Origin of the sequence: Actinomadura macrotermitis (assembly GCF_009604375.1) — a bacterium.
Taxonomy (GTDB): domain Bacteria; phylum Actinomycetota; class Actinomycetes; order Streptosporangiales; family Streptosporangiaceae; genus Spirillospora; species Spirillospora macrotermitis.
Genome location: NZ_WEGH01000002.1, coordinates 1312784 through 1337345, shown reverse-complemented (window position 1 = coordinate 1337345; position 24562 = coordinate 1312784). Strand labels below are relative to the sequence as shown.

The following is a 24562-nucleotide window of genomic DNA, read 5'->3' as shown; positions in this document are numbered from 1 at the left end:
CCGCCGGTGCCCCACCAGGGGAGACGACGCCTTACAGCCGGTCCGTCCAGGAGTAGGGCGTGGTCGTGGGGAGCGACGAGCCCACCGATCCGGTGCGCAGGTCCGTCCCGGGCCGGATGCCCGGGCAGGTTCCGTTGTCGGGCCTGCCGGTGTCGAGGTAGGTCACCAGGTGCGCGGCGCACGCTTCCACCAGGAACAGCGAGCCGTGGGCGAAGTCGTCGACGGTGAGGACGTTCCCGCCGATCGCCTTCTGCATCTGGTACACCCAGGGGTAGGGCGTCACGGTCTCGTGGCGGTGGCCGGACAGCTGGAGCGACCCGCTGCTCCTGCGCAGCTCGAACCGCTGGACCGGCAGGCTCCATCCCGCGCACGTCGGGCGCAGCGCGGTCATGTCGCCGGTGACGGGGTTGCGCTTGAGGCCGGCCTGGTACTCCTTCCAGAAGGACGCGAAGTCACGGGAGCTGGTGTCCTCGTTGCACAGGAAGGCGTCACCGGCCGTGGCGTTGAACCTCGGAGTGCCCGGCGGTGGCGTGGGCGGCCTCTCGGGCCCGCCGCTCAGCATGTCCTTCACCGCCTGGGGGACCGGGCCGCCGCGGGCCGCCGCGGTCATGGCCTTGAGCGCCTGCCCGGCGCGGTCATAGCCGGTGTCGGCAGCCGCGGCGGCGAAGGCGATGAAACCGCCGCCGAGGGCCTGGGGCAGGTCGGAGAACCGCCACGGGTCCGCGTCGGCGTCCCGGCGCAGCTTCAGCACGGTGGCCCGCACCTGGGCCGGGGTGGCGCCCAGGTGGTAGGTCCCGTTCCGGGCGGCGAGCCAGGACGCGAACAGCGCGAAGTCCTGCTCGGTCGAACGGGCGACGGCGTCGAAGCGGTAGGACAGGTCGTGGGCACGCGGCGAGACCACGCTGTCCAGCCACATGCGGCCGATCGTCTTCGGGAACATGCTGCGGTACACCGCGCCGAGCTGGGTGCCCCACGACGCGCCGAAATAGCTCATCCGCTTCTCGTGCAGGGCCTGACGGATGCGGTCGAGATCTCGGGCGACATTGGCCGTCGTGAGTTGCGACAGGAAAGCGGAATGGGTCGTCGAGCACTTCTTGCGCTGCGCTCGAACGGCGTCGTAATGCTTGCGCAACTCGGCCTTGCCCGCCCGGGCGCCCAGGGGCGACAAACCGGTGTCGCCGACCGGAGGGCAGTCGACCAGCGTGCTGTATCCGGTGCCGCGCGGGTCGAAGCCGATGAGGTCGTAGCGGTCGTTGAGCTTGGCGTCGGTGGCGTTCTGCAGGAGCAGGTGGGCGGGCAGGAGGTACCCGCTGCCCCCGGGGCCGCCCGGGTTCATGGCCAGGCTGCCCAGCCGGTGCGCCCGATCGGCCGCGGGGAGCCGGGTGAAGGCGATGGTGATCTTCTTGTGCGGCCGCCGGTAGTCCTGGGGGACCTCGATCGTCCCGCACTGGGTGCGCGCCCACAGCGCACGGAACTTCGGGCGGTCCCGCGGCTGGATCCGCAGGAAGTCCAGGACGGCGTCGGAGTACTGCGGGCACGTGTGCCAGCTCACCCGCGAAGGCGACGCCTCCGCCGCCGCTCGGGGCCCGGGCGGGGCGGCGTCGGCCACGCCCGTCAGGCCGGCGCCGGCGGCCGCCAGGGACGCGGCGGCGAGAGATCTCGTGAAGATGGGACGCATGAATCCGTCCTCCGTTCGGGAGTCGACGGAACAGTTCTACGGACCGGACGGCAACACCGGATTCTCCGCCGTTGTTATCGGCCTGTTGACGGCCGGATCCGATACTGGGCGGATGTCGTTTCCCTGGCGACCGCGCACGGTTCGCATGCGCCTGACGCTCCTGTACGCGTCGCTGTTCCTCGTTTCCGGCACCACTCTGCTGACCATCGTGCTTTTCCTGGTATTCGGCAGGCACCTTTTCATCACCTACACGCCGGATCCGCCGCCGCCGCTCCCCGGCGTCGGGCGGTGCGTCATGCGCGGCGCGCCGATCATGCCGGCCCCGGGGACCTGGACGGTCACCCCGGCCTCCGGCACCGTCCGCGTGCTCATCGCGCAGGCGGTCATCGGCCTCGCGGTGATGGCCTTCGTCTCCACCGGCCTCGGCTGGATCGTCGCCGGGCGCGCCCTGAAACCGCTGCGCGTCATGGCCGCCAAGGCGCGCAGCATCTCGGAGCGGAACCTGCACGAACGGCTGGCCCTCACCGGCCCGCGCGACGAGATCAACGAGCTCGCCGACACCGTGGACGGCCTGCTGGCGCGGCTGGAGTCGGCCTTCGAGGCGCAACGCCGCTTCGTCGCCAACGCCTCCCACGAGCTCCGCACACCGCTGGCGATGATGCGGACCTCCGTGGACGTCGCCGTCTCCAAGCCCCCGCCGGTGTCCAGGGACGTCACCGTCCTGGCGGGCAAGCTCCGCGAGGGCCTCGACCGGGCCGACCGGCTCCTGGAGGGCCTCCTCATGCTGGCCCGCGCCCAGACCAACGGCCACGCCTCCGCCGAGGAGGTGTCGCTCGCCCGGCTGACCGCCGCGGCGCTGGACGCGCGGGCCAAGGCCATCGCGGAACGGGGCCTGTCGGTCGAGGACCGCACGGGCGGCCGCCCCCTGCGCGGCAACGCGACCCTGCTGGCCAGCATGGTGGACAACCTCATCGACAACGCGATCCGGTACGGCCCGCCCGGCGGCCGGCTCCGGGTCGCCACGGTCAGCAGCGGTCCGCGCTCCTGCTACGTCGTCGAGAACGGCGGCGCCGTACTGGACCAGCGCGAAGTCGACCTGCTCGGCCAGCCCTTCCAGCGGCTGGGCGCGGAACGCACCTCACGGTCGGGCACCGGACTGGGCCTGTCGATCGTCGCGGCCATCGCCGCCGCGCACGGCGGGAGGCTCGCGCTGTACGCCCGGCCGGAAGGCGGCCTGCGCGCGGAGGTGAGATTGTGAGGATCCTCGTGGTCGAGGACGTGCGGCGCCTGGCGGACGACATCGCCGAAGGCCTGCGGGACCAGGGCATGGCCGTGGACGTCGCCTATGACGGCATCACCGGCGCGCAGAAGGTGGACGCGACCGGTTACGACGTCGTGGTCCTCGACCGCGACCTGCCCGGCCTGCACGGCGACGTGCTCTGCCGGCAGATCGGCCGGCACGAGGACCCCGCGATGGTCCTCATGCTCACCGCGTCCGGCTCGCCGGGCGAGCGCGTCTCGGGGCTGCGCCTCGGCGCCGACGACTACCTGGCCAAGCCGTTCCACTTCCCCGAGCTCGTGCTGCGCGTCCAGTGCCTCGCCCGCAGAAGACCGTCCGCCAGGCCGCGGATCCTGCGCGCCGCCGGGATCGAGCTCGACCCCCTGCTGCGCACCGCCAGCCGTGCCGGGCGGCCGCTCCGGCTGTCCCCCAAGGAGTTCGAGGTCCTCGCCGTCCTGCTCGCCGCCGCCCCCGCGCCGATGAGCGCCGAACAGCTCCTGGAGAAGGTGTGGGACGAGAACGCCGATCCCTTCACCAAGACCGTCCCGGTCACGATCGGCCGCCTCCGCCGCAAGCTCGGCCCGCCCGAGGTGATAACGACCGTCGCGGGGGCCGGCTACCAGATCCGCCGCACCGGCCAGGGGCGCTGTTGACCGCGGCGGGTGGCCGGTCTACGCCGGCGAAGCCGTCCGGCCGGCCAGCCGTGCGGTCAGCCCGCGCTTGACCGCGGGCCACTCCGAGGCGATCACCGAGTACATCGCGGAGTCGCGGAGGCGGTCCTCCTCGCCCGGCGCCCACGACTTCGACCAGTTGCGCAGCACCCCTTCGAAGGTGGCGCCGAGGGCCTCGATGGCGCGACGCGACCGTTGGTTGCGGGCGTCGGTCTTGAGATCGACGCGTGCCGCCCCGAGCGTCTCGAAGGCGTGGCCCATCAGCAGGAGCTTGGCCTCGGCGTTGATGCCCGAGCCCTGCGCGGACGCGCCGAGCCAGGTGAACCCGATCTCGATGGCGTGCAGGTCGTCGGGGCCGGGCCAGAACCGCGGGTCCAAGTACGCGGTGCAGCCCACCGCGCGGCCGTCCGCCCGCCGGATCTGCGCGTACGGGGCGACCCCCTGTTCGATCCGCGTGAACTGGGCCTGCAGATAGCCGGTGACCTCGTCGGCGCGGGGCACCAGCGTGAAGTCGTAGCTGCTGCGGTCCTCCTCCGCCGCCAGGGCCAGGTCGTCGGCATGCCGCGACGACAACGGCTCGAGCCGGACGAGGGAACCTTCGAGCACAGGTGTGCCGGACCACGGGCGCATGGCGTCGTCTCCTCATCGATCCTGGCATTGGCACCTTGCGCGGGCAGGTTGCCGGACCGTCGCGGGGCCAGGTCCCTCGGGTCCTCTGGATGAACGCCGCCGATCATGGCGGAAACGTTTCGGCGCCGTCAACGCCATTAATGCCCGGCCCTGGGCAGGTGCGGCGGCCCGGGCTTCTGGCCGCGGCACCAGCCGCCCGGTGCCACTTGAGAGGGTTGACGCCGCACTCGACCGCGGTTGGTCGACCGGGTCTGACACCGGTGGCCGGGCCTCTCCGGAGCCGGAGTTCGTGCGGTTGCGGGCCTGGACGGCCTTGTCCGGGGCGGTGCAGCGGACCCCGCGCCTTCCCCATCGCCGGGTGGTCGAGTGGACGGCGCCATCAGCGCCCGGCTGCCACGACCACGGACCCGACCATCCTTCGCCTGCATCGCAGCCGCCCGCGTCCGCTCACCAGAGGAACACGACCCGTCCTCCAGGGGCGGGCACGTCCGGCCGGTGGCCGTGGCAAGCGACGAGCGCACGGACCCGGTGGGCGGCCCCTCTCGAGCGGGAAACCCCTGCGGAGCCGTCAGGGGGTGACGATCGGGAAGTTCGGCTCGGGCTCGTCGAAGACGCCCAGCAGACGGGGGAGCGCCGAAGCGTCACCGGTGATCGTCACGCCGTCGGTGCTCTTGCCCGCCAGAAGCGCGAACAACTGCGGCCGGGTCAGGGTGAGCGTCGCGTCGGCCGGCCCCGTCGTCCGGTCGCTGCGGCGCCGGTGGACGAGGGCGCCGTTGGACAGCAGCATCCGGTAGCGGTCCCCGCTGTCGGAGAAGTCCCAGTCGAGGGTGAGGTGCTCGTTCCAGGCCTTGGGGCCGTTGACGCGGATGGCGAGGGAGTCGAAGATCTGCTCGGTCGACAGCCCGGCCGCCATACCGCCCGCGATGCTCATCGGAACCGGCTGGATGCCTTCGCGCAGTTCCTGGGCGCCGGTGAGGTAGAAGTTGCGCCAGGTGCCGCACTCGGCGCCGCGGCCGAGGCTCTGGTAGACCTCCGCGAGCGCCGTCTTGGCGCTCGCGTTCTCCGGGTCGGCGAACACGACATGGTTGAGCAGCGTCGCGGCGAACCGCAGGTCACCGCGGTCGGTGTAGTCGCGGGCGAGCGCCAGCACCTTCGAGGCGCCGCCCATGCACTCGACGTACCGGCGGGACTCCTCGACGGGCGGGTGCTCCCACAGGGACGCGGGGTTGCCGTCGAACCAGCCCATGTACCGCTGGTAGATCGCCTTGACGTTGTGGGACACCGATCCGTAGTAGCCGCGGGCGTGCCAGGCCTTCTCCAGGGCGGGCGGCAGTTCGATCATCTCGGCGATCTCGATGCCCGTGCTGCCCTGGTTGAGCAGCCGCAGCGTCTGGTCGTGCAGGTAGGTGTACAGGTCGCGCTGCTCTTCGAGGAAGGCGACGATGTCGTCGCGGCCCCAGGTGGGCCAGTGGTGGGACGCGAACGCCACGTCGGTGTCGTCGGCGAACATCTCCACGGCCTCGGCCAGGTACCGTGCCCACACGCGGGCGTCCCGGACCACGGCCCCGCGCAGCGTCAGGATGTTGTGCAGGTTGTGCGTGGCGTTCTCGGCCAGGCAGAGCGCCCGCCGGTCGGGGAAGTGGAAGTTCATCTCCGCGGGGGCCTCGGTGCCGGGCGTCAGCTGGAACACGATCCGGACGCCGTCCACCACCTCCTCCTGCCCCGTCCCGGTCACGTCCCGGTTCGGGGGGATCAGCGAGACCCGCCCCGACGAGGCGGTCTGCCCGAGCCCGGTGCCGATCATGCCGTCCGGGTCCTTCTCCAGCAGGACGCCGGTGTGGTACATCCCGCGTCGGCCCATCGCGATCCCGGCGTACACGTTCTCGGAGACGGCGTTCTCCAGGAACCCGGCCGGGGCGATGATCGGCACCTGGTCCGGATTGTCCGCGGGGATGACGCCCTCCGCGCCGCCGAAGTGGTCGACGTGCGAATGCGTGTAGATCATTCCGGTGACGGGCCGGTCACCGCGGTGCTCGCGGTAGAGCGCCAGGGCCGCGGCCGCGGTCTCCACCGAGACCAGGGGGTCGATCACGATGACGCCGCGCTCGCCCTCGACCAGCGTCATGTTCGACAGGTCCAGGCCCCGCACCTGGTAGACGCCGTCCGTCACCTCGAACAGGCCCTGCTTGGCGCACAGCTGCGACTGCCGCCACAACGACGGATGCGCCGTGTCCGGGCAGTCGGCGTCCAGGAAGGAGAACACGTCGTTGTCCCAGACCACGCGGCCGTCGTCGTCCCGCACCACCCCGGGGACGAGCGAGGCGATCAGGCCGCGCTCCGCGTTGTCGAAATCGGTCCGGTCTTCGAAGGGCAGATCGGTCATGTCCCTGCGGTCCCCGTGACCGGAACAAGCGAAAACCCGCCCCGGGCAAACTCCCCTAGAAGTGATGGAAGGCGGAGAACTCCCCCGTCCCCGTGGTGCTGACGACCGGCAGGGCTCCTCGCTGCCGCCCGCGGATCTCACGTGGTGATGCCGGAGATCCCCTTGCCGATGATGACGACGCCGAGCACCAGCAGCACGACGAACATCACCGTGGCGTTCTCCCGGACCAGCCAGTCCTTGGCCGCCAGCAGCGGCCCCTGGACGCGGTCGCGCATCGCCAGGTACACGAGCACCGGCCCGGCGACGGTCACGCTGCCCAGGACCACGAACACCGCGATCGCGGCGACGGTGGACCCGCCGCCGAGGCCGGCCTGGGCGATGGCCATGGCGGCGGCGATGGCCAAGGTGAGGTTCTTGGGGTTGGCTCCCGACAGCAGCGCGCCCAGGGCCAGCGCCTTGCCCGGCGCCATGCCGTCGATCGCCGACATCCACGTCGGCAGCTCCGGGGCCGCGCCGTCCCTGGGACGCTTGCGCCACTGGCCGGCGGCCATCACCAGGAACAGCACGCCGAGCAGGACCTTGATCCAGCCCACGACCGGCCGCGCCCCCGGATCGGAGGCCCCCGCCGGATCCGCCACCAGGACCACCACGGTGGTGGCGAGCGCCAGGCCCGCGATCCAGCCGAGCGCGAAGGCCGGGGCCGTCCGCGCGGCGGCGGGCGACATCAGCATCAGCACCGCCGCGATGATCGGAACGGGGCTGAGCGCCACGCCGACCGCGGCGGGCAGCAGATCTCCCAGTGCCTGTCCGAATCCCATGAGGCCCCTTCCCGAAAAGGCTCGGCCGAGCGGGCCCTTGCCGAAGAACAGCGCCGCGAAGACGAGCGTCAGGCAGCTGGCGCGCCCGCCGTCGTTGCCCGCCGGCCGGGAGGCCGCGAAGACGACGGTCTCCTGCCGTCCGTCGGCGCCGATCAGCAGCGCGATGGCCGCGATGATGGGGAACGGCGAGACCAGCAGGCCCGCCGGACAGGGAAGCATGCCGGCGAACGCCTCCCCCGCGCACCCGATCGATGACCACGGTTCTTCCCGAAGCCGGCGGCCCGGCAACCGGAGTTGCTGATTGTTTGCCGGCAGGGGGCACAGCAATTGTTCTCCCATCCCGCTCCCATGAGTTCGCGTGACAACGGTTGGCGCCCATCCCGGTAGGTCATCTGCAAAAAGAATCCCGCCGATCCACAGGAGCCGATGCATGGCCGCACTGTTCCCCTCGTTGCGCGGATACCGGCCCGCATGGCTGCGCGGCGACGTGGTCGCCGGGTTCACCGTCTGGGCGGTGCTGGTGCCCGAGTCGCTGGCCTACGCCTCGATCGCCGGGGTGGACCCGGTGGTGGGCCTGTACGCGGCCCCGGCCGCGCTGGTGCTGTACGCGCTGCTCGGCAGCTCCCGCCATCTGGTGGTCGGCCCCATGTCGGCGACGGCGGCGCTGTCGGCCGCGGTGGTCGGCGGGACCGCCGCCGCCGGCAGCGCGGACTTCGCCAAGACGACCGCCGCCCTGGCGGTCGTCACCGGGGTCATCGCGTTGCTCGCCGGGCTGCTGCGGCTGGGATTCCTGGCCGGATTCATCTCCGAGCCCGTGCTCAAGGGATTCATCATCGGGCTCGCGCTGACCATTATCGCCGGGCAATTGCCCAAGCTGTTCGGGGTGCCCAAAGGCGACGGCGACTTCTTCGAGAAGATCTGGGACTTCGCCACCCGGCTCGGGCGCACCGACTGGCGGACCGCCGCTGTGGGCCTGGCGTCGCTGGCGGTGGTGCTGGCGCTCGGCACGCTGGTCCCGCTGCTGCCCGCCTCACTGATCGCGGTGGCCCTCGGCGTCCTCGCCGTGCTGGTCTTCGACCTGGAGCGCAAGGGCGTCGCCGTCGTCGGGAACATCAAGAGCGGGCTGCCGCCGCTCGGGCTTCCGGGCGTCGGGTTCACCGACTGCCTCGCCTTGGCGGGCGGGGCCGTCGGCGTGGCGCTGGTCGGGTTCGCCGAGGGGCTCGGCGCGGCCAAGACGTACGCCGCCAGGTCCGGCTACGCCATCGACGCCGACCGTGAACTGCTCGGGCTGGGCGCGGCCAACCTCGGCGCGGGCCTCTGCTCGGGCATGCCGGTGAACGGCAGCCTGTCCAAGACCGCGGTGAACGGCGGCGCGGGCGCCAGGTCCCAGGTCTCCGGCCTCACGGTCGCCGTGCTCACCATCGTCACGCTGCTGTTCCTGACCGGGCTGTTCGAGAAGCTGCCCGAGGCGACGCTCGGCGCGGTGGTGATCGCCGCCGTGATCGAGCTGGTGGACGTCCCGGCGCTGGTCCGGCTGTACCGGATGTGGACCCGGCGGCTCGGCCGCATCTACGGCCCCGCCGCCCGCGCCGACTTCATCGCCGCGATCGCCGCGCTGGCCGGGGTGCTGCTGTTCGACACCCTGCCGGGCCTGTTCATCGGCATCGGCGTCTCCCTCCTGCTGCTGCTCTACCGCGCCTCCCGGCCCAACATCGCCGAGCTCGGCCGGATCGCGGGGGGCGACCGCCTGTGGGTGGACGTGCGCCGTCGCCCCGACGCGGTCACACGGCCTGACGTCGCGGTCGTCCGGGTGGAGAGCGGGCTGTTCTTCGCCAACGCGGACCGGGTGCAGAAGGCGATGCGCGTGCTGGCGGGCCGTGACGGCGTGCGGGCCGTCGTCCTGGACGCCGAGACCGTTCCGTTCGTGGACGTGACCGCCGCCGAGATGCTGGCCGACCTGCGCCGCGACCTGGAACGTCAGGGGGTGGCCTTCTACGTCGCACACGATGTGGGGCAGGTCCGGGACATGCTGCGCCGGCAGTCCGGCGAGGAACGCCACGTCTACCCGAGCGTGGACTCCGCCGTTCAGGCGGCCGAGGCCGGCTCGGACTCCTGAACCGGCGCGCGGCACAGTGTCCGTGCCCCGACCGGCCACCTGCGAAAACCCGGTGGCCACGCCTGCTTTCAGCGGTGACGCTGGTTCCTGTTGCGCCACGTGCCGGTCACCAGGGCTCCGAAGACCAGGCACATGAGCCCGAATGCCGGACTCGGAAACAAACCACAGATCGCCGCTGCGATGTAAGCGGTGACCGCCCTCGATCTGGCCCCCCGCAGCAACCAGACGGTCGCCACCATGATCAGGGCCGCTCCCACGACGTGAACGATGGCGAAGGACACGTTGAGGGCACTCGCCGGCTCTCCCGGCTCCGTGATGACCCGTCCACCAGGGTAGTGAATCGAGACCCCGTTGCTGTGCCCGTACCCGTAAACGGCATTGAGGAGTTGGAGGAGCACCATGACCGCCGCCCCGGCGACGATCAGCGGGACATGGATCCGTTGCGAAATCCGTGTGCGCATTTCCACCTGCTCAGCGGTAGTGATAAACCTTGCCCTTCGAGCCCGACCGATGGTCGCATGACCCGTTGTAGTGCCCCCAGATGTACAGGGGCATGTTTCTGGCCGGAAAGGGCGCGTAGAGGGCGTTGAAGGTGCCCGCGGTGCCTCGCGCTTCTTCTTACGGCCTGCCAGGTCTGGTCGCCGGACGGCTGGCGGCGTCGCCGTCTCGCCCACGGCACCAGCGGCACGCAGGCGGGTGCAGAGGGCGGCAGGCCATGGTCGAGGCGCTCGGCGGTCTCGCGGTGGGCTGACCGGCAAGCTCCTTCTGACCGTCGACGGTCGCTGCTCACGTTCCGGTGGTACCCCAGGGCGAGGTTGTACCGGGGGTTGAGGGTTTCCCGCCCCATGGTCCAGCTCCGTCCGCGCCTAGCGGCGGGAAGTCTCCGGGGACGGTTCAACGACACGCTTGAAGCCATGAGTCCTCACGATCACGAACAGCCCGGCGGGGCGGAAACCGCCGTCGAGCGTCCCGCCGCCTCATCCCGGACCGCGACCGGCCCTGGGAGCCCGCCCGCGTGGCGGGAGCTGCTGGGCCGGGAGCATCTCGGCGCGGCGATCGTGCTGGCCGGCGGGGTGCTCGTCGGCGCGATCAACATCTACCTGGCGGCGAGCCTGCTGCCGACCGCGGTGGCCGACCTCGGCGGCGCGGACTTCTACGCCTGGAACATGACGGTCTACCTCGTCGCCATGGTGGTCGCGACGATGCTCACCGGCCGGTTCCTGTCCCGGTGCGGGAACGTCGGCGCCTACCTCCTCGGCTTCGCCGCGTTCACCGCGGGCTCGCTGGCCTGCGCGGTGAGCCCGGCGATGGTGGTGCTCCTGGTCTCCCGGGGCGTCCAGGGGCTGGGCGCCGGGCTGCTGTCCGGGCTGGGGTTCGCCGTCATCCGGGCGGCGCTGCCGGCCCGGCTCTGGACCCGCGGCGCCGCGCTGATGTCGGCGATGTACGGCGTGGGCAACTTCGCCGGACCGGCGATCGGCGGCCTGTTCGCCCAGTTCGGCTCATGGCGGCTGGCGTTCGCGGCGATGGCGGTGCTCGGGGCCGGATGCGGCGCGATCGTGCCCCGGGTGCTGCCGCGCAGCGAACGCGGCGGCCGGGTGCCGATCCCGGCCGTGTCGCTGCTGCTGCTGACGGCCGGGGCCGGGGCGGTGAGCGTGGCGGGGGTCGTGGACGGCACGCCGGCGAAGGCCGCCTGCATCGGGGTGGCGCTGCTGCTGGTGGCCGGGTTCGCCGTCCATGAGCGGCGCAGCGAACTGCGGGTCTTCCCGCGGACGACGTACCAGAGGGGGTCGTCCTTGAAGTGGGTCTACCTGACGCTCGGGCTGCTGGCCTTCGGCGTCGCGGCCGAGTCGTTCCTGCCGCTGTTCGGTCAGCGGCTGGCCGGGCTGCCGCCCCTCGTGGCGGGGTTCTTCGCCGCGGCCATCTCGCTCGGCTGGTCGGTGACCCAGCTCCGCAGCTCGTCGGTGACGGGGCGGCGCGCGGTGCGCCGGCTGCGCGTGCTCGGCCCGCTGCTGCTGGCGGCCGGCCTCATCGTGCAGGGGCTGCTGCAGCGCGAGGACACGCCGGTCTGGCTGGTGCTCGTCTGGGTTCCGGTGCTGTTCGCCGCCGGGGCGGGCATCGGCCTCGCCTACCCGCACCTGTCCGTGGCCGCGATGTCGAGCACCGACGACCCCGAGGAGGGCGGGCGGGCGGCGGCGGGGATCGCCACCGTGACGAGCCTGGCGATCGCGTTCGGCACGGCGCTCGCCGGAGTCCTGGTCAACCTGGGCGGGTCGATGCTCGACGCGGCGCGCTACACCCTGTTCGGGCTCGCGGCCGTCTGCGCGGTCGGCGCCCTCACCGCCCACGCCGCCAATCGCAGGAGCCGGACGGAACCGGCCGATCAGGTTCCACCGCGCCGCGAGTGACGGCATCGCGGCGCGGCGTCCGTCGAGGATGAGGCCGGGTGGCCGGCGGCTCCGGCTGATCGGCCGTTAGGGCAGGGTGCCGCCGGTGTTGCGGATCAGCTGCTGGAGCACCTTCAGGGCGGTGACGTAGTCGGCGTCGTCGATGCCCTGGTGGATCCGGGCGCGGATGGCCGGGGCGTGCTCCTTCAGGCGGACGCGGGCCTCCTCGCCCGCCTCGGTGATCCACAGCCGCTCCGCGTCGTCGCGGGTGAGCCAGCCGCGGTCCAGCAGGACCCGCGCCTCGGCCTCCAGGTCGTCCTCGGGCCGGAGGTAGGAGCTCATGGCCTGGCGGAGTTCGGGGACGGTCATGCCGTGGCCGTCGGGGGAGATGTCGTGCTTCGACAGGTTGCGCAGCAGCCAGTACTGGGGCTGGGTGAAGCCGTGCTCGGCCTGCCGGGCGCGGGTGAAGGCGATGAGGGCCTCGTAGGCGAGGCCGGTCCAGTAGGCGGCCGGCTGCGCGGCCAGTTCGGCGTCGGTGGGCTGTGCGGTCGTCATACGAGGACCGTAGAACTTCAAGTTAAGTTGAGGTCAACGCTTCTTTGTGCCCTCGTGGCCATGGTCACGTTCGCGGGGGTGGAAGAAAGAAAGGAGTGTCCGGGCGCAGGGGGGCTCTGATGGATCGTCGTGATGTCGACGTTGTGGTGGTCGGTGCCGGGTTCGCCGGGCTGGCCGCCGCGCACCGGCTGGCCGAGGCGGGGCGGCGGGTGGCCCTGCTCGAAGCGCGCGACCGGGTCGGCGGGCGCGCCCTGTCCCGGACGCTGGCCGACGGGACGCACCTGGATCTGGGCGGCCAGTGGGTGGGGCCCACCCAGTACGAGATGCAGAAGCTGATCGCGCGGTACGGGGTGGCGACCTATCCGACGCCCGAGTTCGGGCGGGCGGTGATCGACTACGAGGGCCGGCGCCTGGCGGAGATGCCGCCGGAGGTCGTCCGGCTGCGCGCGGAGCTGGACCGGCTCAGCCGGGGCGTGCCGACGGACGCCCCCTGGGAGCATCCCGAGGCCCGGTCGCTGGACGGCCAGACCCTCGCCTCGTGGCTGGCGGGCGCGACCGGCGACACGGCCGCCGCGCGGACCGTGGCCAGGCAGACCGCCGGGGCGCTCCTGTCGCTCGACGCGGGCGACGCCTCTTTGTTGGAGACGCTGTTCTACCTCGCCGGCACCGAGGGCCTGGACGTCCTGCTGGGGTTCGCCGGGGGCGCCCAGTCGCACCGCCTCGCCGGCGGGCCGCAGGCGCTCGCCGAGCGCATGGCGGACGCCCTGCCCGCCGGGACGGTCTTCCTCGGTGAGCCCGTGCGGCGGATCGAGCACGGCGCCGGCGGGGCGGTCGTCCGCACCGACGGCGGCCGGTACGGCGCGGCCGCCGTCATCATCGCGGTCCCGGCCGTCATCGCAGGCCACATCGACTACGACCCGCCTCTGCCGGCCATGCGGGAAGGGCTCACGCAGCGGATGGCCGCCGGATACGCCCTCAAGACCCATGCCGTCTACCGCGAGCCGTTCTGGCGGGACCTCGGCCTGTCGGGGGTCAGCGTCAGCAGCAGCGGGGTGCTCACCGAGACCGTCGACAACACCCCGCCGGACGGGCCCAGCGCGGTCCTGGCCTCCTTCGCCTACGGGGCCGACGCGCACCGGCTGCGCGCCGAGACCCCGGACGGGCGCCGCCTGGCGGTCCTGTCCCGGCTCGCCGGGCTGTTCGGGGAGCAGGCCCTGGACGCCGTGGAGTTCGTGGAGTTCGACTGGCTCGCCGAGCCCTGGACCCGCGGCTGCTTCTCCGGCCACCTGGCCCCCGGCGGCTGGACGGGCTTCGGCCGCGCGCTGCGCGCACCGGCCGGCGTGCTGCACTGGGCCGGGACCGAGACCGCCACCCGCTGGAGCGGCTACTTCGACGGCGCCGTCCAGTCCGGCCACCGCGCCGCCGACGAGGTCATGGGCCTGGACATTTAGACACGCCTGTTCGCCCGAAGTAGGGTGGCGGCCCGACCACCGTGAGGACGGCCGCCGATCATGAGCCAGCCCTTCGGCCCCGCGTGGGGCGCCCCGCCGCCCGGCCCCTACGCCCCGGTGCGGCAGGACCGGGCGCCGGTGTGGCCGGGGCTGGTCGTCGCGGGCGCGGCGCTCCTGCTGCTGGTCGCGGTGCTGCTGCCCTGGGTGCGGGTGACGGCGGGCATCGCCGGGCGGCAGGTCGCCGACGAGTCGGTCAACGGCCTCGGCGACGGCGTCACCTGGGGCTGGCCGACGCTGCTGTGCGCGCTGGCCGCGGGGGCCCTCGGCGTGACCGGGGCCGTGCTGCGCAGCGGCCGGCTCGCCGGGGCGGCGATCATCCCCGGGGTCCTCGCCCTCGGCTCGCTGCTCGCCGTGGCGCTGCGACTGCAGTACACCGAGGAGCGGGCGCTCCACATGGACCCGCGCATACCGCAGGCCCTGCAGGACCTGCTCGGCAGGCAGATCCACGTCTCCCTGGACATCGGCTGGTTCCTCGCGCTGCTCATGACACTGGTGGTCATCGGCGGGGGCGTCGCGGCGTTCGCCACCGCCCGCCGGTAGGCCGGATGCGGCCGGGAGGCGCCGGGCGGGTTCGGGGCGGGGGGCGCGCGGCTAGGTTCCTGGCATGAAGAACGCCGCCCGGCGCGTCCTGGAGGCCGGCGCCGTCGTCGCGACGGTGGCGGTGGTGGCGGCGGCCGGGATCTACGCGGTCCGGCTGCGGGTCCCGGACGGGGTGCTCGTCCTGGCCGTCATGGCCCTCGGGGTCTACGGCGGGATGGGCTGGGAGCGGTCCCGCCGCTCCCTGTTCCAGCTGCGGCAGTGCAGGCGGGCGGACGACCTGCGGGAGGCCGCCCGCCGGGAGCGGTTCCGGGCGCTGCTCGCCGGGGCGGCGGCGCTCACGATGCTCGCCGTGGCCGCCCGGCACCTGTGACGGCGGGTCAGGTGCGGCGGAAGTCGACGACCTCGCCGGACTCGCCCACGGCCTGCTTGACCGACGGGATCATGTGCTCGCCGGCGCGGTCGGCCAGCAGCGCGCGGGCGCGCAGCACGATCTCCAGGTCGAACCGCAGGTCCGGGTCGAGCAGCTGGTCGCCGAACAGCTCCTCCAGCTGCCGCAGGCGGTAGCGGACCGTCTGCGGGTGGACGTGCAGGCGCATCGCGACCTCGTTGGCGTTGCGCCCCGACTGCAGCCAGGCGAGCAGGGTCTCGGCGAGGCGGTCCTGCTGGGAGGCGCGCAGGTGGGCGAGGGGCGCCAGCCGCAGCGCGGCCAGGGAGGTGATCAGCTCCTCGTCCTGGAAGAGGATCAGTGTGGACATGTGCTCGACGCTGCGGACCACGCCCGTCTCGGCCTCGATCACGCCGCGGCGGACCAGGCAGAGGGTCTTGCGGGCCCACTGGATGGAGCGGGCCGCCTCGGCCAGCGGGACCGTCGGGCCGACGACGGCCAGGGTGCCGCCGAGCGCGCGGTCGATCAGCTTGGCCCGCCCCGGCCCGTCGGGGTCGGGGATGATCAGGCTGGGGGTGCGGCGGGACAGGTCGGCCAGGATGTCGGGCGGGAACGCGGGCTGGCGGTCCTGCTGCTGCCCGAGCGCGACGGCCGCGACGGTGCGCGGCACCGGCCAGTGCGCGGCGGCCGCCAGGTCGGCGATCGCCTCGGGCGCGGCCGGCGGGTCGGCGAACAGCAGGTCCAGCAGCCGCCGGCGGCGGCGCTGCATCTCGCCCGCGACGGCGGCCTTGGCCTGCGCGTACCCCTCGGCGGCGGCGAGGGCGAGCTCGTTCTGGAACAGCATCAGCGCCTCGCCGACCGCGCCGAGCGTGCGGGGGGAGACCTCCAGGTGGGCGGCGCCCTCGGCGAGCCGGCGCCAGGCGACCATGCAGCCGACGCGCATCGCGGTCTGCATGGCGTCCAGGCTGCGGCCCTCGCCGGCCTCGCCGCGGCCGATGGCGCGGAAGAAGTCGGTGACGGGCCCGGTGTCGTGCTGCGGGTCGCCGACCCGGTCGACGAAGTAGTGCAGGACGCGCTCGACGGCCAGGCGCAGCGTGACCGAGTAGGAGCCGTCGCCGGGCCGGTCGTACTCGCGGACCTGGCCCTGGATCTCCTGGATCATGTCGTCGGCGGCCGCGTCGAGGTGCGGCCGCATGTGGTCGGCCAGCTCCACCGGCAGATCGGCCCAGGGGCGTCCCGCGTCTCCCACCCTGCCTCCCGTCCTGGGTTCCCGCCCGGCTCTCCCCCGGACGTTTGCCCAAATAAGTTGCTTATGTGACGGGTGTGGGGAAAATCATGACCTGTAACCCCGTCAGGCGCAAAGTGTAGGTCGAGGTTCGACCAGGTTCGGCCGCGCCGGTTGACCAGACCTCACAACCCGGGCGCGCCGGCCCCGGACAGGCGAAAGCCGCCGGCGCCGAGCGGCACCGGCGGCTTCGTCTCAGGTCAGCTGCGGTACAGGTTCAGCTTCTCCTCGCCGATGCGCTCGCGCATCGCCGGGTCGTCGATGCCCTGGCCCTTGGCGGACGCGCCGCAGAGGACGGCGACCTTGCCGATGTGCTGGTTGGTCTGCACGGCGCGGGTGGCCTCGCCCGCGTCCTCCAGGGAGAACACCTTCGACAGCGTCGGGTGGATCATCCCAAGGGAGAAGAGGCGGTTGGTCTGCACGGCCTCGTGGTAGTTGAAGCCGTGCGAGCCGATGATGCTCTTCAGCCGCATCCACAGGAAGCGGTTGTCGTACTCGTGCTTGTAGCCGGTCGACGAGCCGCAGGTGACGATCTTGCCGCCGCGCTTGGCGACGTACACCGACGCGTTGAACGTCTCCCGGCCGAGGTACTCGAACACGATGCCGGGGTCCTCGCCGCCGGTGAGGCGGCGGATCGCCTCGCCGAGCATCCGCCCGGCCTTGGGGTGGCGCAGCCCCTGCTCGCCGAGGTCCAGGTCGTTGCGGTTGATGACGTGGTCGCAGCCCTGCGCGCGGACCAGCTCGGCCTTCTCCTCGGAGGAGACGACGCCGACCGGGATGCCGCCGCCGTTCTTGACCAGCTGGGTGGCGTAGGAACCGAGGCCGCCGGTGGCGCCCCAGATCAGCACGACGTCGCCCTGCTTCATCTGCGCGCCGTGCCGGCCGACCAGCATCCGGTAGGCGGTGGCGGCGCACAGCGTGTTGGCGCCGGCCTCCTCCCACGACAGGTGCGCGGGCTTGCGGATGAGCTGGTTGGCCTTGACGATGCAGTAGTCGCCGAGGGAGCCGAAGTTGGTCTCGAAGCCCCAGGCCAGCTGCGACTCGCTCATCATGCCGTCGTCGTAGGAGCCGTGGTCCTCCTCGTCGACGTAGGACGGGGAGATGACGACGCGGTCGCCGACCTTCCAGCCCTTGACGCCGGCGCCGGTGCGCACCACCACGCCCGAGCCGTCCGAGCCGAGGATGTGGTAGGGCAGGTCGTGCCGGGCGCCGTACCAGCCCTGGCGGCCGAACTTCTCCAGGAACGCGAACGTCGGCACCGGCTCGAAGATCGCCGACCAGACGGTGTTGAAGTTGATCGCGGCCGACATCACCGCGACCACGCACTCGTCCGGCGCGATCTCGGGCATGTCGACCTCGCCGACGTGCATGGAGCGGCGCACGTCCTTGTCCTTCTGCCCTTCGAAGATGCCGACCTCGTCCTTGCGGATGTAGGACGCGCGAAAACGCGAGGGCAGGTCGATGCCGAGCAGTTCCTGCTCGCCCGCGCCTTCGCGGGCGGCCTCGAGCAGTGCGTCGGTCTGGGCCATCGGGTTACCTCCGTGGAGCAGCGGGCTGTCGTGGGGGGCGGGCCCTCAGCGGGCCGCGGTGACTACTGGTCGGCCGCCCTCTGTCGCGCCTGCGGCCTCCGGTGACGCTCCTGCCGCGAGACGACCCTCCAGGTGCGCGGCGAGCACCTGCACACCGGGCGGGTCCAGCAGGTTCAGGTGGTGCACCCCGGGGATCGTGACGATCTCCAGGTTCGCGCACAGCCCGCCGAAACCGTTGGTCCCGTCGAGCACGTAGCGCGCGTCCTTCACCGACCAGGGCGTCTCCTCGGGGGCGTAGTAGAGGATGACGCGCCCGTCGTAGCCTTCGGGCCGGTAGGCCTCCAGCGACCGGGTGTCCTGGTGGGAGGTCAGCTGGTGGTGCAGCGCGGCCGGCGGGATCAGCTCGGCCAGCGGCGCGGCGTGCTCCATCACCAGCGCGAACTGCGCCTCCTCGTCGAGACCGGCCAGGTCCTCGTAGCGGAGGGCGATCTCCAGGCCGTAGGTCTCGTTGACGTAGGCGGTGAACGCGGCGAAGCGGCGGGCGAGGGTGTCGGACTCGTCCTCGACCGGCAGCGGCAGCCCGGCGTCGAACAGCGCGACGAACTCGACCTCGCGGCCGGCCGCGGTGAGCTGGCGCGCGGTCTCGTAGGCGAGCACCCCGCCGAACGACCAGCCGCCGAGGCGGAACGCGCCCTCGGGCTGGGCCGCCAGCAGCTCCTTGACGTAGCGGGCGGCGCGCTCCTCGACCGGCGGCGCGTCGTCGAACCGCTCCAGCCCGTAGACCGGCTGGTCGTCGCCGAGCAGCGCGATCAGCTGCCGGTAGCAGGCGGTGGTGCCGCCCGCCGGGTGCGCGATGAAGAGGGGGCGGCGGTGGCCGGCCGGCTTCAGCGGCCGGACGATCTGCCGCGCGGCCTCCTCGTCGGCGGCGCGGATGTGGTCGGCGACGTGCTCGGCGGTCGGCACCTCGAACAGCTCGCCGCGCGTCACCTCGCCGCCGAGTTCGGCGGCGACGTGCGCGACGACCTGGTCGGCCTGGTGGTCCTGGCCGCCGAGCTCGGCGAAGAAGTCGGCGACGACGCTGACCCGGTCGACGCCGAGGACGTCCTCGAAGATGCGCACGGCGAGGCGCTCGGCGTCGTCGCGCGGCATCACGTACCCGGCCTCGGCGTTGGAGGCGGCCGAGGGCGCGGCGGCGGGGGCCGGGGCGTCGCCGAGGCCGAGCTCCTCGGCCGCCCACGCCTCGAAGACGTTGACGCTGGCGCCCTGCAGCAGCACCGACGCCGGGACGGTAAGGCCGAGGTCGTGCTCGACGCCGCTCTTGATCCGGACCGCGACCAGGGAGTCCAGGCCGAGGTCGGTGAGCGGCACCGCCGGGTCGAGCCGGGCGGGCTCGAAGCCGAGCACCGCGGCGATCCGGTGCCGGATCTGGGTGGCGACCAGGCGGCGGGCGGTGGCGGCGTCCAGCTCCTTCAGCGCCTCCACGCCGGGCCAGCCGTCGGCGTCGCCGGGGCCGTCCTGCGCGGCGGCCTCGGTGAGCGCGGCGAAGTAGGGCATCCGCTGGATCTCGGGGAACAGGCCGACGGCGGCGGCGGGGTCGAAGCGCAGCACGCCGGTCGCGACGCGGTCGGTGGCGAGCAGCGCCTCCAGCGCTTCCGCGCCTTCCGCCGGGGAGATGGGGTCGATCACCGCCACCGCCGAAGGGGCGTTGACCGGCGAAGCCTCCTCCTGCCCACGGGGGGTGTGGGGGGTCGTCCCTCCACGGGCGACAAGGTCGGCGGCGCCGCCGACCTGCGACCAGGTGCCCCAGTTGATGGTGGAGCCGGCGCGGCCGTGCGCGCGGCGGTGCGCGGCGAGCGCGTCGATCGCGGCGTTGGCGGCGGCGTAGGCGGCCTGGCCCGGCGAGCCGAGCAGCGCGGCGGCCGAGGAGTGCATGACGAACCAGTCCAGGTCCAGGTCCCAGGTGGCCTCGCTGAGCCGCCGCGCGCCCTGCACCTTGGCCTGCCAGACGCGGTGCAGGTCGGCGGCGCCGAGGTCGGCGATCAGCCGGTCGTCGATGGCGCCGGCGCCGTGCACGACGCCGGCGAGCCGCCGGCCGCCCTCGCGGGCGGCCTCGGCGAGGCGCTCGGCGACACCCGGCTCGGCGATGTCGCCGAGCACGACGGTGACGTCCGTGCCGCCCTCGCGCAGCTTGGCGATGGCCTTCTCGGCGCCCGCGTCCGGGCCGGAGCGGCCCGACAGCACGATCCGGCCGGCGCCGCGCGCGGCCAGCAGCCGGGCGGTGACCAGGCCGATGCCGCCGTAACCGCCGGTGATGACGTAGGCGGCGCCGCGCTGGACGATGCGCTTCTTGCCGGGCTCGGGCAGTTCGGCCTGGGCGAGGCGGGCGACGTAGCGGGTCCCGTCGCGCCAGGCGACCTCGCGGGCGTCGCCGTCGCCGAGCAGCTCGGTGACCACGTCGGCGGCGCGGCCGGCGTCGACGAGGGTGGCGCGCTGCACGGTCCGCTCGAAGGCCAGCACGCGGGTGATCGCGCGGACGTGGGCGCGGGCGGGGTCGCCGGCCTCGCCGTCCAGGACGGGCAGCGCGTCGCGGGTGACCACCCACAGGCGCGGGCCGTCGGGAGTCTCCAGGCTGGTGCGGACGGTGCGCAGCACCAGCTCTTCGTCGGTCTCGTTCGGGACCAGGACCACGCCGGTGAGGTCGGCGGACGGCTCGGTGACCACGGTCTGGCCGCGGCCGCGCAGCTCGGCGGCGATCTCGTCGTCGCCGAGCACCAGCCAGGTGCCCTGGACGGCGGGCTCGGGGGCCTCGGCCTCGTCCCAGACCAGCTCGACGGCCTTGTCGGCGAGCGGGACGGGCACGTCGGCGCGCTCGACCCGGCGCAGCACGATCCCGTCGGCCTCCAGCAGGACCGCGCCCTCGGCGTCGACGATCTGCAGCGCGCCCAGCACGTCGTCGCCGGCCGTCACCTCGGTGCGGACCCGCCCGCCGCGGTGCGTCGGCCCGTACACGCGCAGGCTGCCGATCGTCTCGGCCTGCCACACGCCGGCCTCGCCGGTGACCGCCGCGGCCTCGGCGGACAGCACCGCCAGGGAGCGGTCCAGGACCTCGGGGTGCAGCCGGTAGTGGCGGCTGCCGCGCTCGGCGCCCGCGACCTCGGCGGCGGTGCCGGCCGGCGGCGCGGCCGGGGACCGGTGGTCGGGGCCGACGTCGGCGCTGGCCAGCAGCGTCCAGGACCCGGCCGGGGTGAGCGCGTGGACCTCCACGCGCTGCTCGGCCTCGGTGTAGGTGGTGGTGACGGTGGTGTGCTCGGCGAGGGCGAGCGGCCGCTCGATCCACAGGCTGTTGACGCGCACGGTGTCGTCGCCGAGCGCCGCGGCGCCCGCCGCGAGGGCCATCTCGGCGAACGCGGCGACCGGCAGCGCGGCCAGGCCGTGCGTGCGCAGCCCGCCGAGCCACGGCTGGGCGGCCAGGCCGACGTCGGCGCGCCAGGCGTGCCGGTCCTCGCCGGGCAGTTCGACGTGCGCGCCGAGCAGCGGGTGCTCGTCGCGGCCGCCGGCGTTGCGGCGCGAGTGGTCGACCCAGTGCCGCTCGTGCCGCCAGGGCGCGGGCGGGACGTCCACGACCGCGCCGTCCTGCGGCTCGGCGACGGTGTGGCCGTGCGCGGCGAGCGCGGCGAGCTGGGCGTGGAAGGTGAGGGCGTCGTCGGTCTGCTGCCCCTTCGGCGCGCGCTTCAGGGTGTGCACGACCAGGGCGCCGGTGCCGTCCAGGGTCTCGCCGACGGCGTGCGCCAGGATCGGGTGCGCGTTGATCTCGACGAAGGTGCGGTGGCCGTCCTCGGCGGCGGCGGCGATCGCGTCGGTGAGGCGGACCGGGTTGCGCAGGTTCTGCGCCCAGTACCCGGCGTCCAGGCGGCTGTCCTCGGTGAGGGCGCGCGGGTCGTCCAGGGCGGTGGTGTAGAGGCGGATGCCCTCGGCGAGGGGGGTGCCGGGCTCGGCGCCGACCTCGGCGAGCTCCTCGCGCAGCGCGGGCAGCAGCGGGTCGACCTGCGGGGAGTGCCCGGCGCCCTCGGCCTGGACGGGGCGGGCGAGCCGACCCTCGGCCTCGGCCCGCCCGATGATCGTGGCGATCTGCGCGGCGTCGCCGGTGACGACGGTCTGCTTGGGTGATGAATGAACAGCAGCGTGCACGTCGTCGAGGTCGTGGGCGAGGCGGGCGACCTCGGCGGCGGACGCGCCGAGCACCGCCATCGCGCCGCCGCCGACCAGCCGCGTGAGCAGCCGCGACCGGCGGCAGATGATCTTGACGCCGTCCTCCAGGGTGATCGCCCCGGCGACGACGGCGGCGGCGACCTCGCCCATGGAGTGGCCGACGACCGCGCCGGGCGTCACGCCGTAGGACTTCCACATCCGGGCGAGGCCGATCTGGACGGCGAACAGCACCGGCATGACCTCGGCGGGGCCGCCTTCGAGCTTGGCGCCGTCCTCCAGGAGCGCCCACAGCTCGGGGCCCTCCTCCTCCGCGAACAGGGTGTCGATGTCGTCGATGGCCTCGGCGAACGCGGGCTCCTCCTCCAGCAGGCGCTGCGCCATGCCGGGGCGCTGCGCGCCGTAACCGGAGAAGACCCAGACCGGACGCCCCGGGACGCCGACCGCGGTGCCGGAGACCACGCCCGGGTGGGGGCGGCCCTCGGCGAGCGCGTTCAGGCCGTCCAGCAGCCCGGCGCGGTCGCGGGCGGCCACCGCTGCGCGCGCGCGGCCACGGCCGCCGCGCCGGTGCAGGGTGCGGGCGATGTCGGCGAGCTCGGCGTCCTCGGGTAGCCACCCGGCCAGCAGCGCGGCGTGCTCACGGACGCGCTCGGCGGTGGTGTCCGACAGCGGGTAGGTGCGCACCGACGCGGGCTCGCGCTTGATCTCGTGCTCGGGCGCGGCCTCCAGCACGACGTGCGCGTTGGTGCCGCCGAACCCGAACCCCGACACGCCCGCGCGGGGCGCGTGGCCGCGGTCGGGCCACGGCGTCTCCTCCGCCACCACCGACAGGCGCAGGTCGGTGAACGGGATGTGCGGGTTCGGCTCGCTGTAGTGCGCGCTCGGCGGGATCGTGCGGTGGTGCAGCGCGAGCACGGTCTTGATGAGCCCGGCGATGCCGGCCGCCGACTCCATGTGGCCGAGGTTGGACTTGGCCGAGCCGATCAGCAGCGGGTCGTGCTCGGCGCGGCCCGCGCCGAGGACCTCGCCGGCCGCCTTGGCCTCGATCGGGTCGCCGAGGAAGGTGCCGGTGCCGTGCGCCTCCAGGTAGTCGACCTCGCGGGTGTCGATCCCGGCGGCGGCGTACACGTCGCGCAGCAGGGCGCGCTGGGCGTCGGAGTTCGGCGCGACCAGGCCGTTGGAGCGGCCGTCGGAGTTCACGCCCGAGCCGCGGACCAGCGCGAGCACCCGGTCGCCGTCGCGGACGGCGTCCGACAGGCGCTTCAGCACCACCGCGCCGCAGCCCTCGGCGCGGACCATGCCGTCGGCGGCGGCGTCGAAGGGCTTGCAGTGGCCGTCGGCGGCGGTGCCGCCGGCCAGGTCGAACGTCATCGTGACCGTCGGCGACAGCAGCACGTTCACGCCGCCGGCCAGCGCCACGTCGGCCTCGCCGCTGCGCAGCGCCTGCACCGCCAGGTGCGTGGAGACCAGCGACGACGAGCACGCGGTGTCCACGATCATGCTCGGGCCGCGCAGGTCCAGCAGGTACGACAGCCGGTTGGCGATGATCGACAGCGCCGCGCCGGTGGCGGTGAAGGCCTCCAGCGCGGCCAGGTCCGAGGCGGTGAACGCGGCGTACTCGGGCGCCGAGACGCCGACGAACACGCCGGTGCGGCTGCCGCGCAGCGAGGCCGGGCCGATCCCGGCGTGCTCGAAGGCCTCCCAGGCGACCTCCAGGACCAGGCGCTGCTGCGGGTCCATCACGGCCGCCTCGCGCGGGGTGATGCCGAAGAACTGCGCGTCGAAGCCGGCGATGTCGTCCAGGAAGCCGCCGCGCCGGGTGGTCTTGGCGAGCAGGTCGGCGACCTCGGGGGACCCGTCGTCGAAGGGGTCCCAGCGGCCGCCGGGGACCTCGCGGATCGCGTCGCCGCGGCCGGTCAGGAAGTTCCAGTAGTCGGCCGGGCCGGTCAGGTCGCGGTCGCCGCCGGGGAAGCGGCAGCCGATGCCGATGACGGCGATGGGCTCGGCGTCGTCGAGCTGGCGCCCGGCGGCCTGCGCGGGGGCGTCGGGGGCGGCGGCGGGCAGCAGGTCGGCGCCGGAGGCGAGGGCGGCGGCGAGCCGGTTGATCGTGGGGTGCTCCCACACCAGGGTCGCGGGCAGCGAGCGGCCGAGCATCTGCTCCAGGTCGCCGGCCATGGCCACCGCGTCGCGCGAGGCCAGGCCGAACTCCTCCAGCGGGCGGTCGGCGTCGACGTCGGCCGGGGCGATCCGGGCGCGCCGGGCGATCTGCTCGATCAGGTGCCGGCGGAGACCGGCCTCGCCGAGCTGCGGCGCGGCCGGCGCGGCTCCGGAACGATCAGTGCTGCTCTGCATGCGCGGGGTTCCCTCAGGTTCCTCAACGGTGTCGGCCTGCGAACGGCCGGACGTTCATGGTGAAACGGGGATCGTTCGGGCGAGGGACCACGATGTCCTACTTTGATGGGGTGTCGATGCGCACCCAGACCACTTTTCTCCCAGGTGACTTGTCACAGTGATGACAAGACTCACTGGTAACCCATGTGGCCTGATGGGATAGTTGGGGTTTCCCGGCCGCAGGTCAGGAACGCGTCACCG

16 protein-coding genes and 1 riboswitch are annotated in these 24562 nt (G+C 73.5%); of the genes, 7 read left to right on the top strand and 9 right to left on the bottom strand.

Features of this window, described 5'->3' with window-relative positions; genetic code table 11:
- Nucleotides 1–31: 31 nt before the first annotated feature.
- Nucleotides 32–1678, bottom strand: coding sequence for an alpha/beta fold hydrolase (locus ACRB68_RS18070; protein ID WP_153533648.1), 1647 nt, complete (start codon nucleotides 1676–1678; stop codon nucleotides 32–34).
- Between the two features lie 145 nt (nucleotides 1679–1823).
- On the opposite strand from ACRB68_RS18070, the gene ACRB68_RS18065 reads away from it, so the two are divergent.
- Nucleotides 1824–2936: a sensor histidine kinase gene (locus ACRB68_RS18065; RefSeq protein WP_235959433.1), complete on the top strand. Its 1113-nt coding sequence runs from the start codon at nucleotides 1824–1826 to the stop codon at nucleotides 2934–2936.
- Complete coding sequence (locus ACRB68_RS18060; protein WP_328594372.1) at nucleotides 2933–3610, top strand: response regulator transcription factor; 678 nt, start codon at nucleotides 2933–2935, stop codon at nucleotides 3608–3610. Before ACRB68_RS18065 ends, ACRB68_RS18060 begins: the two co-directional genes overlap by 4 nt.
- An 18-nt stretch (nucleotides 3611–3628) precedes the next feature.
- Here the strand turns inward: ACRB68_RS18060 and ACRB68_RS18055 are convergent, their stop codons facing one another.
- The 3 genes from ACRB68_RS18055 to ACRB68_RS18045 all read right to left on the bottom strand — a co-directional run bounded on the left by ACRB68_RS18055 (nucleotide 3629) and on the right by ACRB68_RS18045 (nucleotide 7678).
- A complete protein-coding gene (locus ACRB68_RS18055; RefSeq protein ID WP_153533645.1) occupies nucleotides 3629–4258 on the bottom strand; it encodes a GNAT family N-acetyltransferase in 630 nt (209 codons plus the stop codon).
- 9 nt (nucleotides 4259–4267) lie between these two features.
- Nucleotides 4268–4354: riboswitch (SAM riboswitch) on the bottom strand.
- Between the two features lie 472 nt (nucleotides 4355–4826).
- The gene (locus ACRB68_RS18050) at nucleotides 4827–6641 is read right to left on the bottom strand and encodes an alkyl/aryl-sulfatase (protein ID WP_153533643.1); all 1815 of its coding nucleotides are present in this window, start codon (nucleotides 6639–6641) and stop codon (nucleotides 4827–4829) included.
- A gap of 137 nt (nucleotides 6642–6778) precedes the next feature.
- Nucleotides 6779–7678 carry a GAP family protein gene (locus ACRB68_RS18045; protein ID WP_207709722.1) on the bottom strand — a complete coding sequence of 300 codons (900 nt, stop codon included), beginning with the start codon at nucleotides 7676–7678 and terminating at the stop codon, nucleotides 6779–6781.
- 211 nt (nucleotides 7679–7889) lie between these two features.
- Here ACRB68_RS18045 and ACRB68_RS18040 point away from each other — a divergent pair, with 211 nt between their 5' ends.
- Nucleotides 7890–9575, top strand: a complete 1686-nt coding sequence (locus ACRB68_RS18040) for a SulP family inorganic anion transporter (protein ID WP_153533641.1) — start codon at nucleotides 7890–7892, stop codon at nucleotides 9573–9575.
- 68 nt (nucleotides 9576–9643) lie between these two features.
- Here ACRB68_RS18040 and ACRB68_RS18035 read toward each other — a convergent pair whose 3' ends face one another.
- Nucleotides 9644–10042 carry a hypothetical protein gene (locus ACRB68_RS18035; RefSeq protein WP_153533639.1) on the bottom strand — a complete coding sequence of 133 codons (399 nt, stop codon included), beginning with the start codon at nucleotides 10040–10042 and terminating at the stop codon, nucleotides 9644–9646.
- A gap of 447 nt (nucleotides 10043–10489) precedes the next feature.
- Here ACRB68_RS18035 and ACRB68_RS18030 point away from each other — a divergent pair, with 447 nt between their 5' ends.
- Nucleotides 10490–11980, top strand: a complete 1491-nt coding sequence (locus ACRB68_RS18030; RefSeq protein ID WP_153533637.1) for an MFS transporter — start codon at nucleotides 10490–10492, stop codon at nucleotides 11978–11980.
- Between the two features lie 66 nt (nucleotides 11981–12046).
- Here the strand turns inward: ACRB68_RS18030 and ACRB68_RS18025 are convergent, their stop codons facing one another.
- Nucleotides 12047–12514 (bottom strand): MarR family winged helix-turn-helix transcriptional regulator, encoded by a 468-nt coding sequence (locus ACRB68_RS18025; protein WP_153533636.1) that lies wholly within the window; start codon nucleotides 12512–12514, stop codon nucleotides 12047–12049.
- A 119-nt stretch (nucleotides 12515–12633) separates the two neighbouring features.
- On the opposite strand from ACRB68_RS18025, the gene ACRB68_RS18020 reads away from it, so the two are divergent.
- From ACRB68_RS18020 to ACRB68_RS18010, 3 genes are all read left to right on the top strand, one after another.
- A complete protein-coding gene (locus ACRB68_RS18020) occupies nucleotides 12634–13965 on the top strand; it encodes a flavin monoamine oxidase family protein (protein ID WP_153533634.1) in 1332 nt (443 codons plus the stop codon).
- Between the two features lie 60 nt (nucleotides 13966–14025).
- Nucleotides 14026–14565, top strand: coding sequence for a hypothetical protein (locus tag ACRB68_RS18015; RefSeq protein WP_153533633.1), 540 nt, complete (start codon nucleotides 14026–14028; stop codon nucleotides 14563–14565).
- A 64-nt stretch (nucleotides 14566–14629) separates the two neighbouring features.
- Nucleotides 14630–14935, top strand: coding sequence for a hypothetical protein (locus ACRB68_RS18010; protein WP_153533631.1), 306 nt, complete (start codon nucleotides 14630–14632; stop codon nucleotides 14933–14935).
- Between the two features lie 7 nt (nucleotides 14936–14942).
- Here the strand turns inward: ACRB68_RS18010 and ACRB68_RS18005 are convergent, their stop codons facing one another.
- The 3 genes from ACRB68_RS18005 to ACRB68_RS17995 form a co-directional block, all read right to left on the bottom strand.
- Entirely contained in the window at nucleotides 14943–16199 is a 1257-nt protein-coding gene (locus ACRB68_RS18005) for a helix-turn-helix domain-containing protein (protein ID WP_328594370.1), read from the bottom strand.
- 236 nt (nucleotides 16200–16435) lie between these two features.
- Nucleotides 16436–17764 (bottom strand): crotonyl-CoA carboxylase/reductase, encoded by a 1329-nt coding sequence (gene ccrA, locus ACRB68_RS18000; protein WP_153533629.1) that lies wholly within the window; start codon nucleotides 17762–17764, stop codon nucleotides 16436–16438.
- A gap of 45 nt (nucleotides 17765–17809) precedes the next feature.
- Nucleotides 17810–24322: a type I polyketide synthase gene (locus tag ACRB68_RS17995; RefSeq protein ID WP_153533628.1), complete on the bottom strand. Its 6513-nt coding sequence runs from the start codon at nucleotides 24320–24322 to the stop codon at nucleotides 17810–17812.
- Nucleotides 24323–24562: the final 240 nt, after the last annotated feature.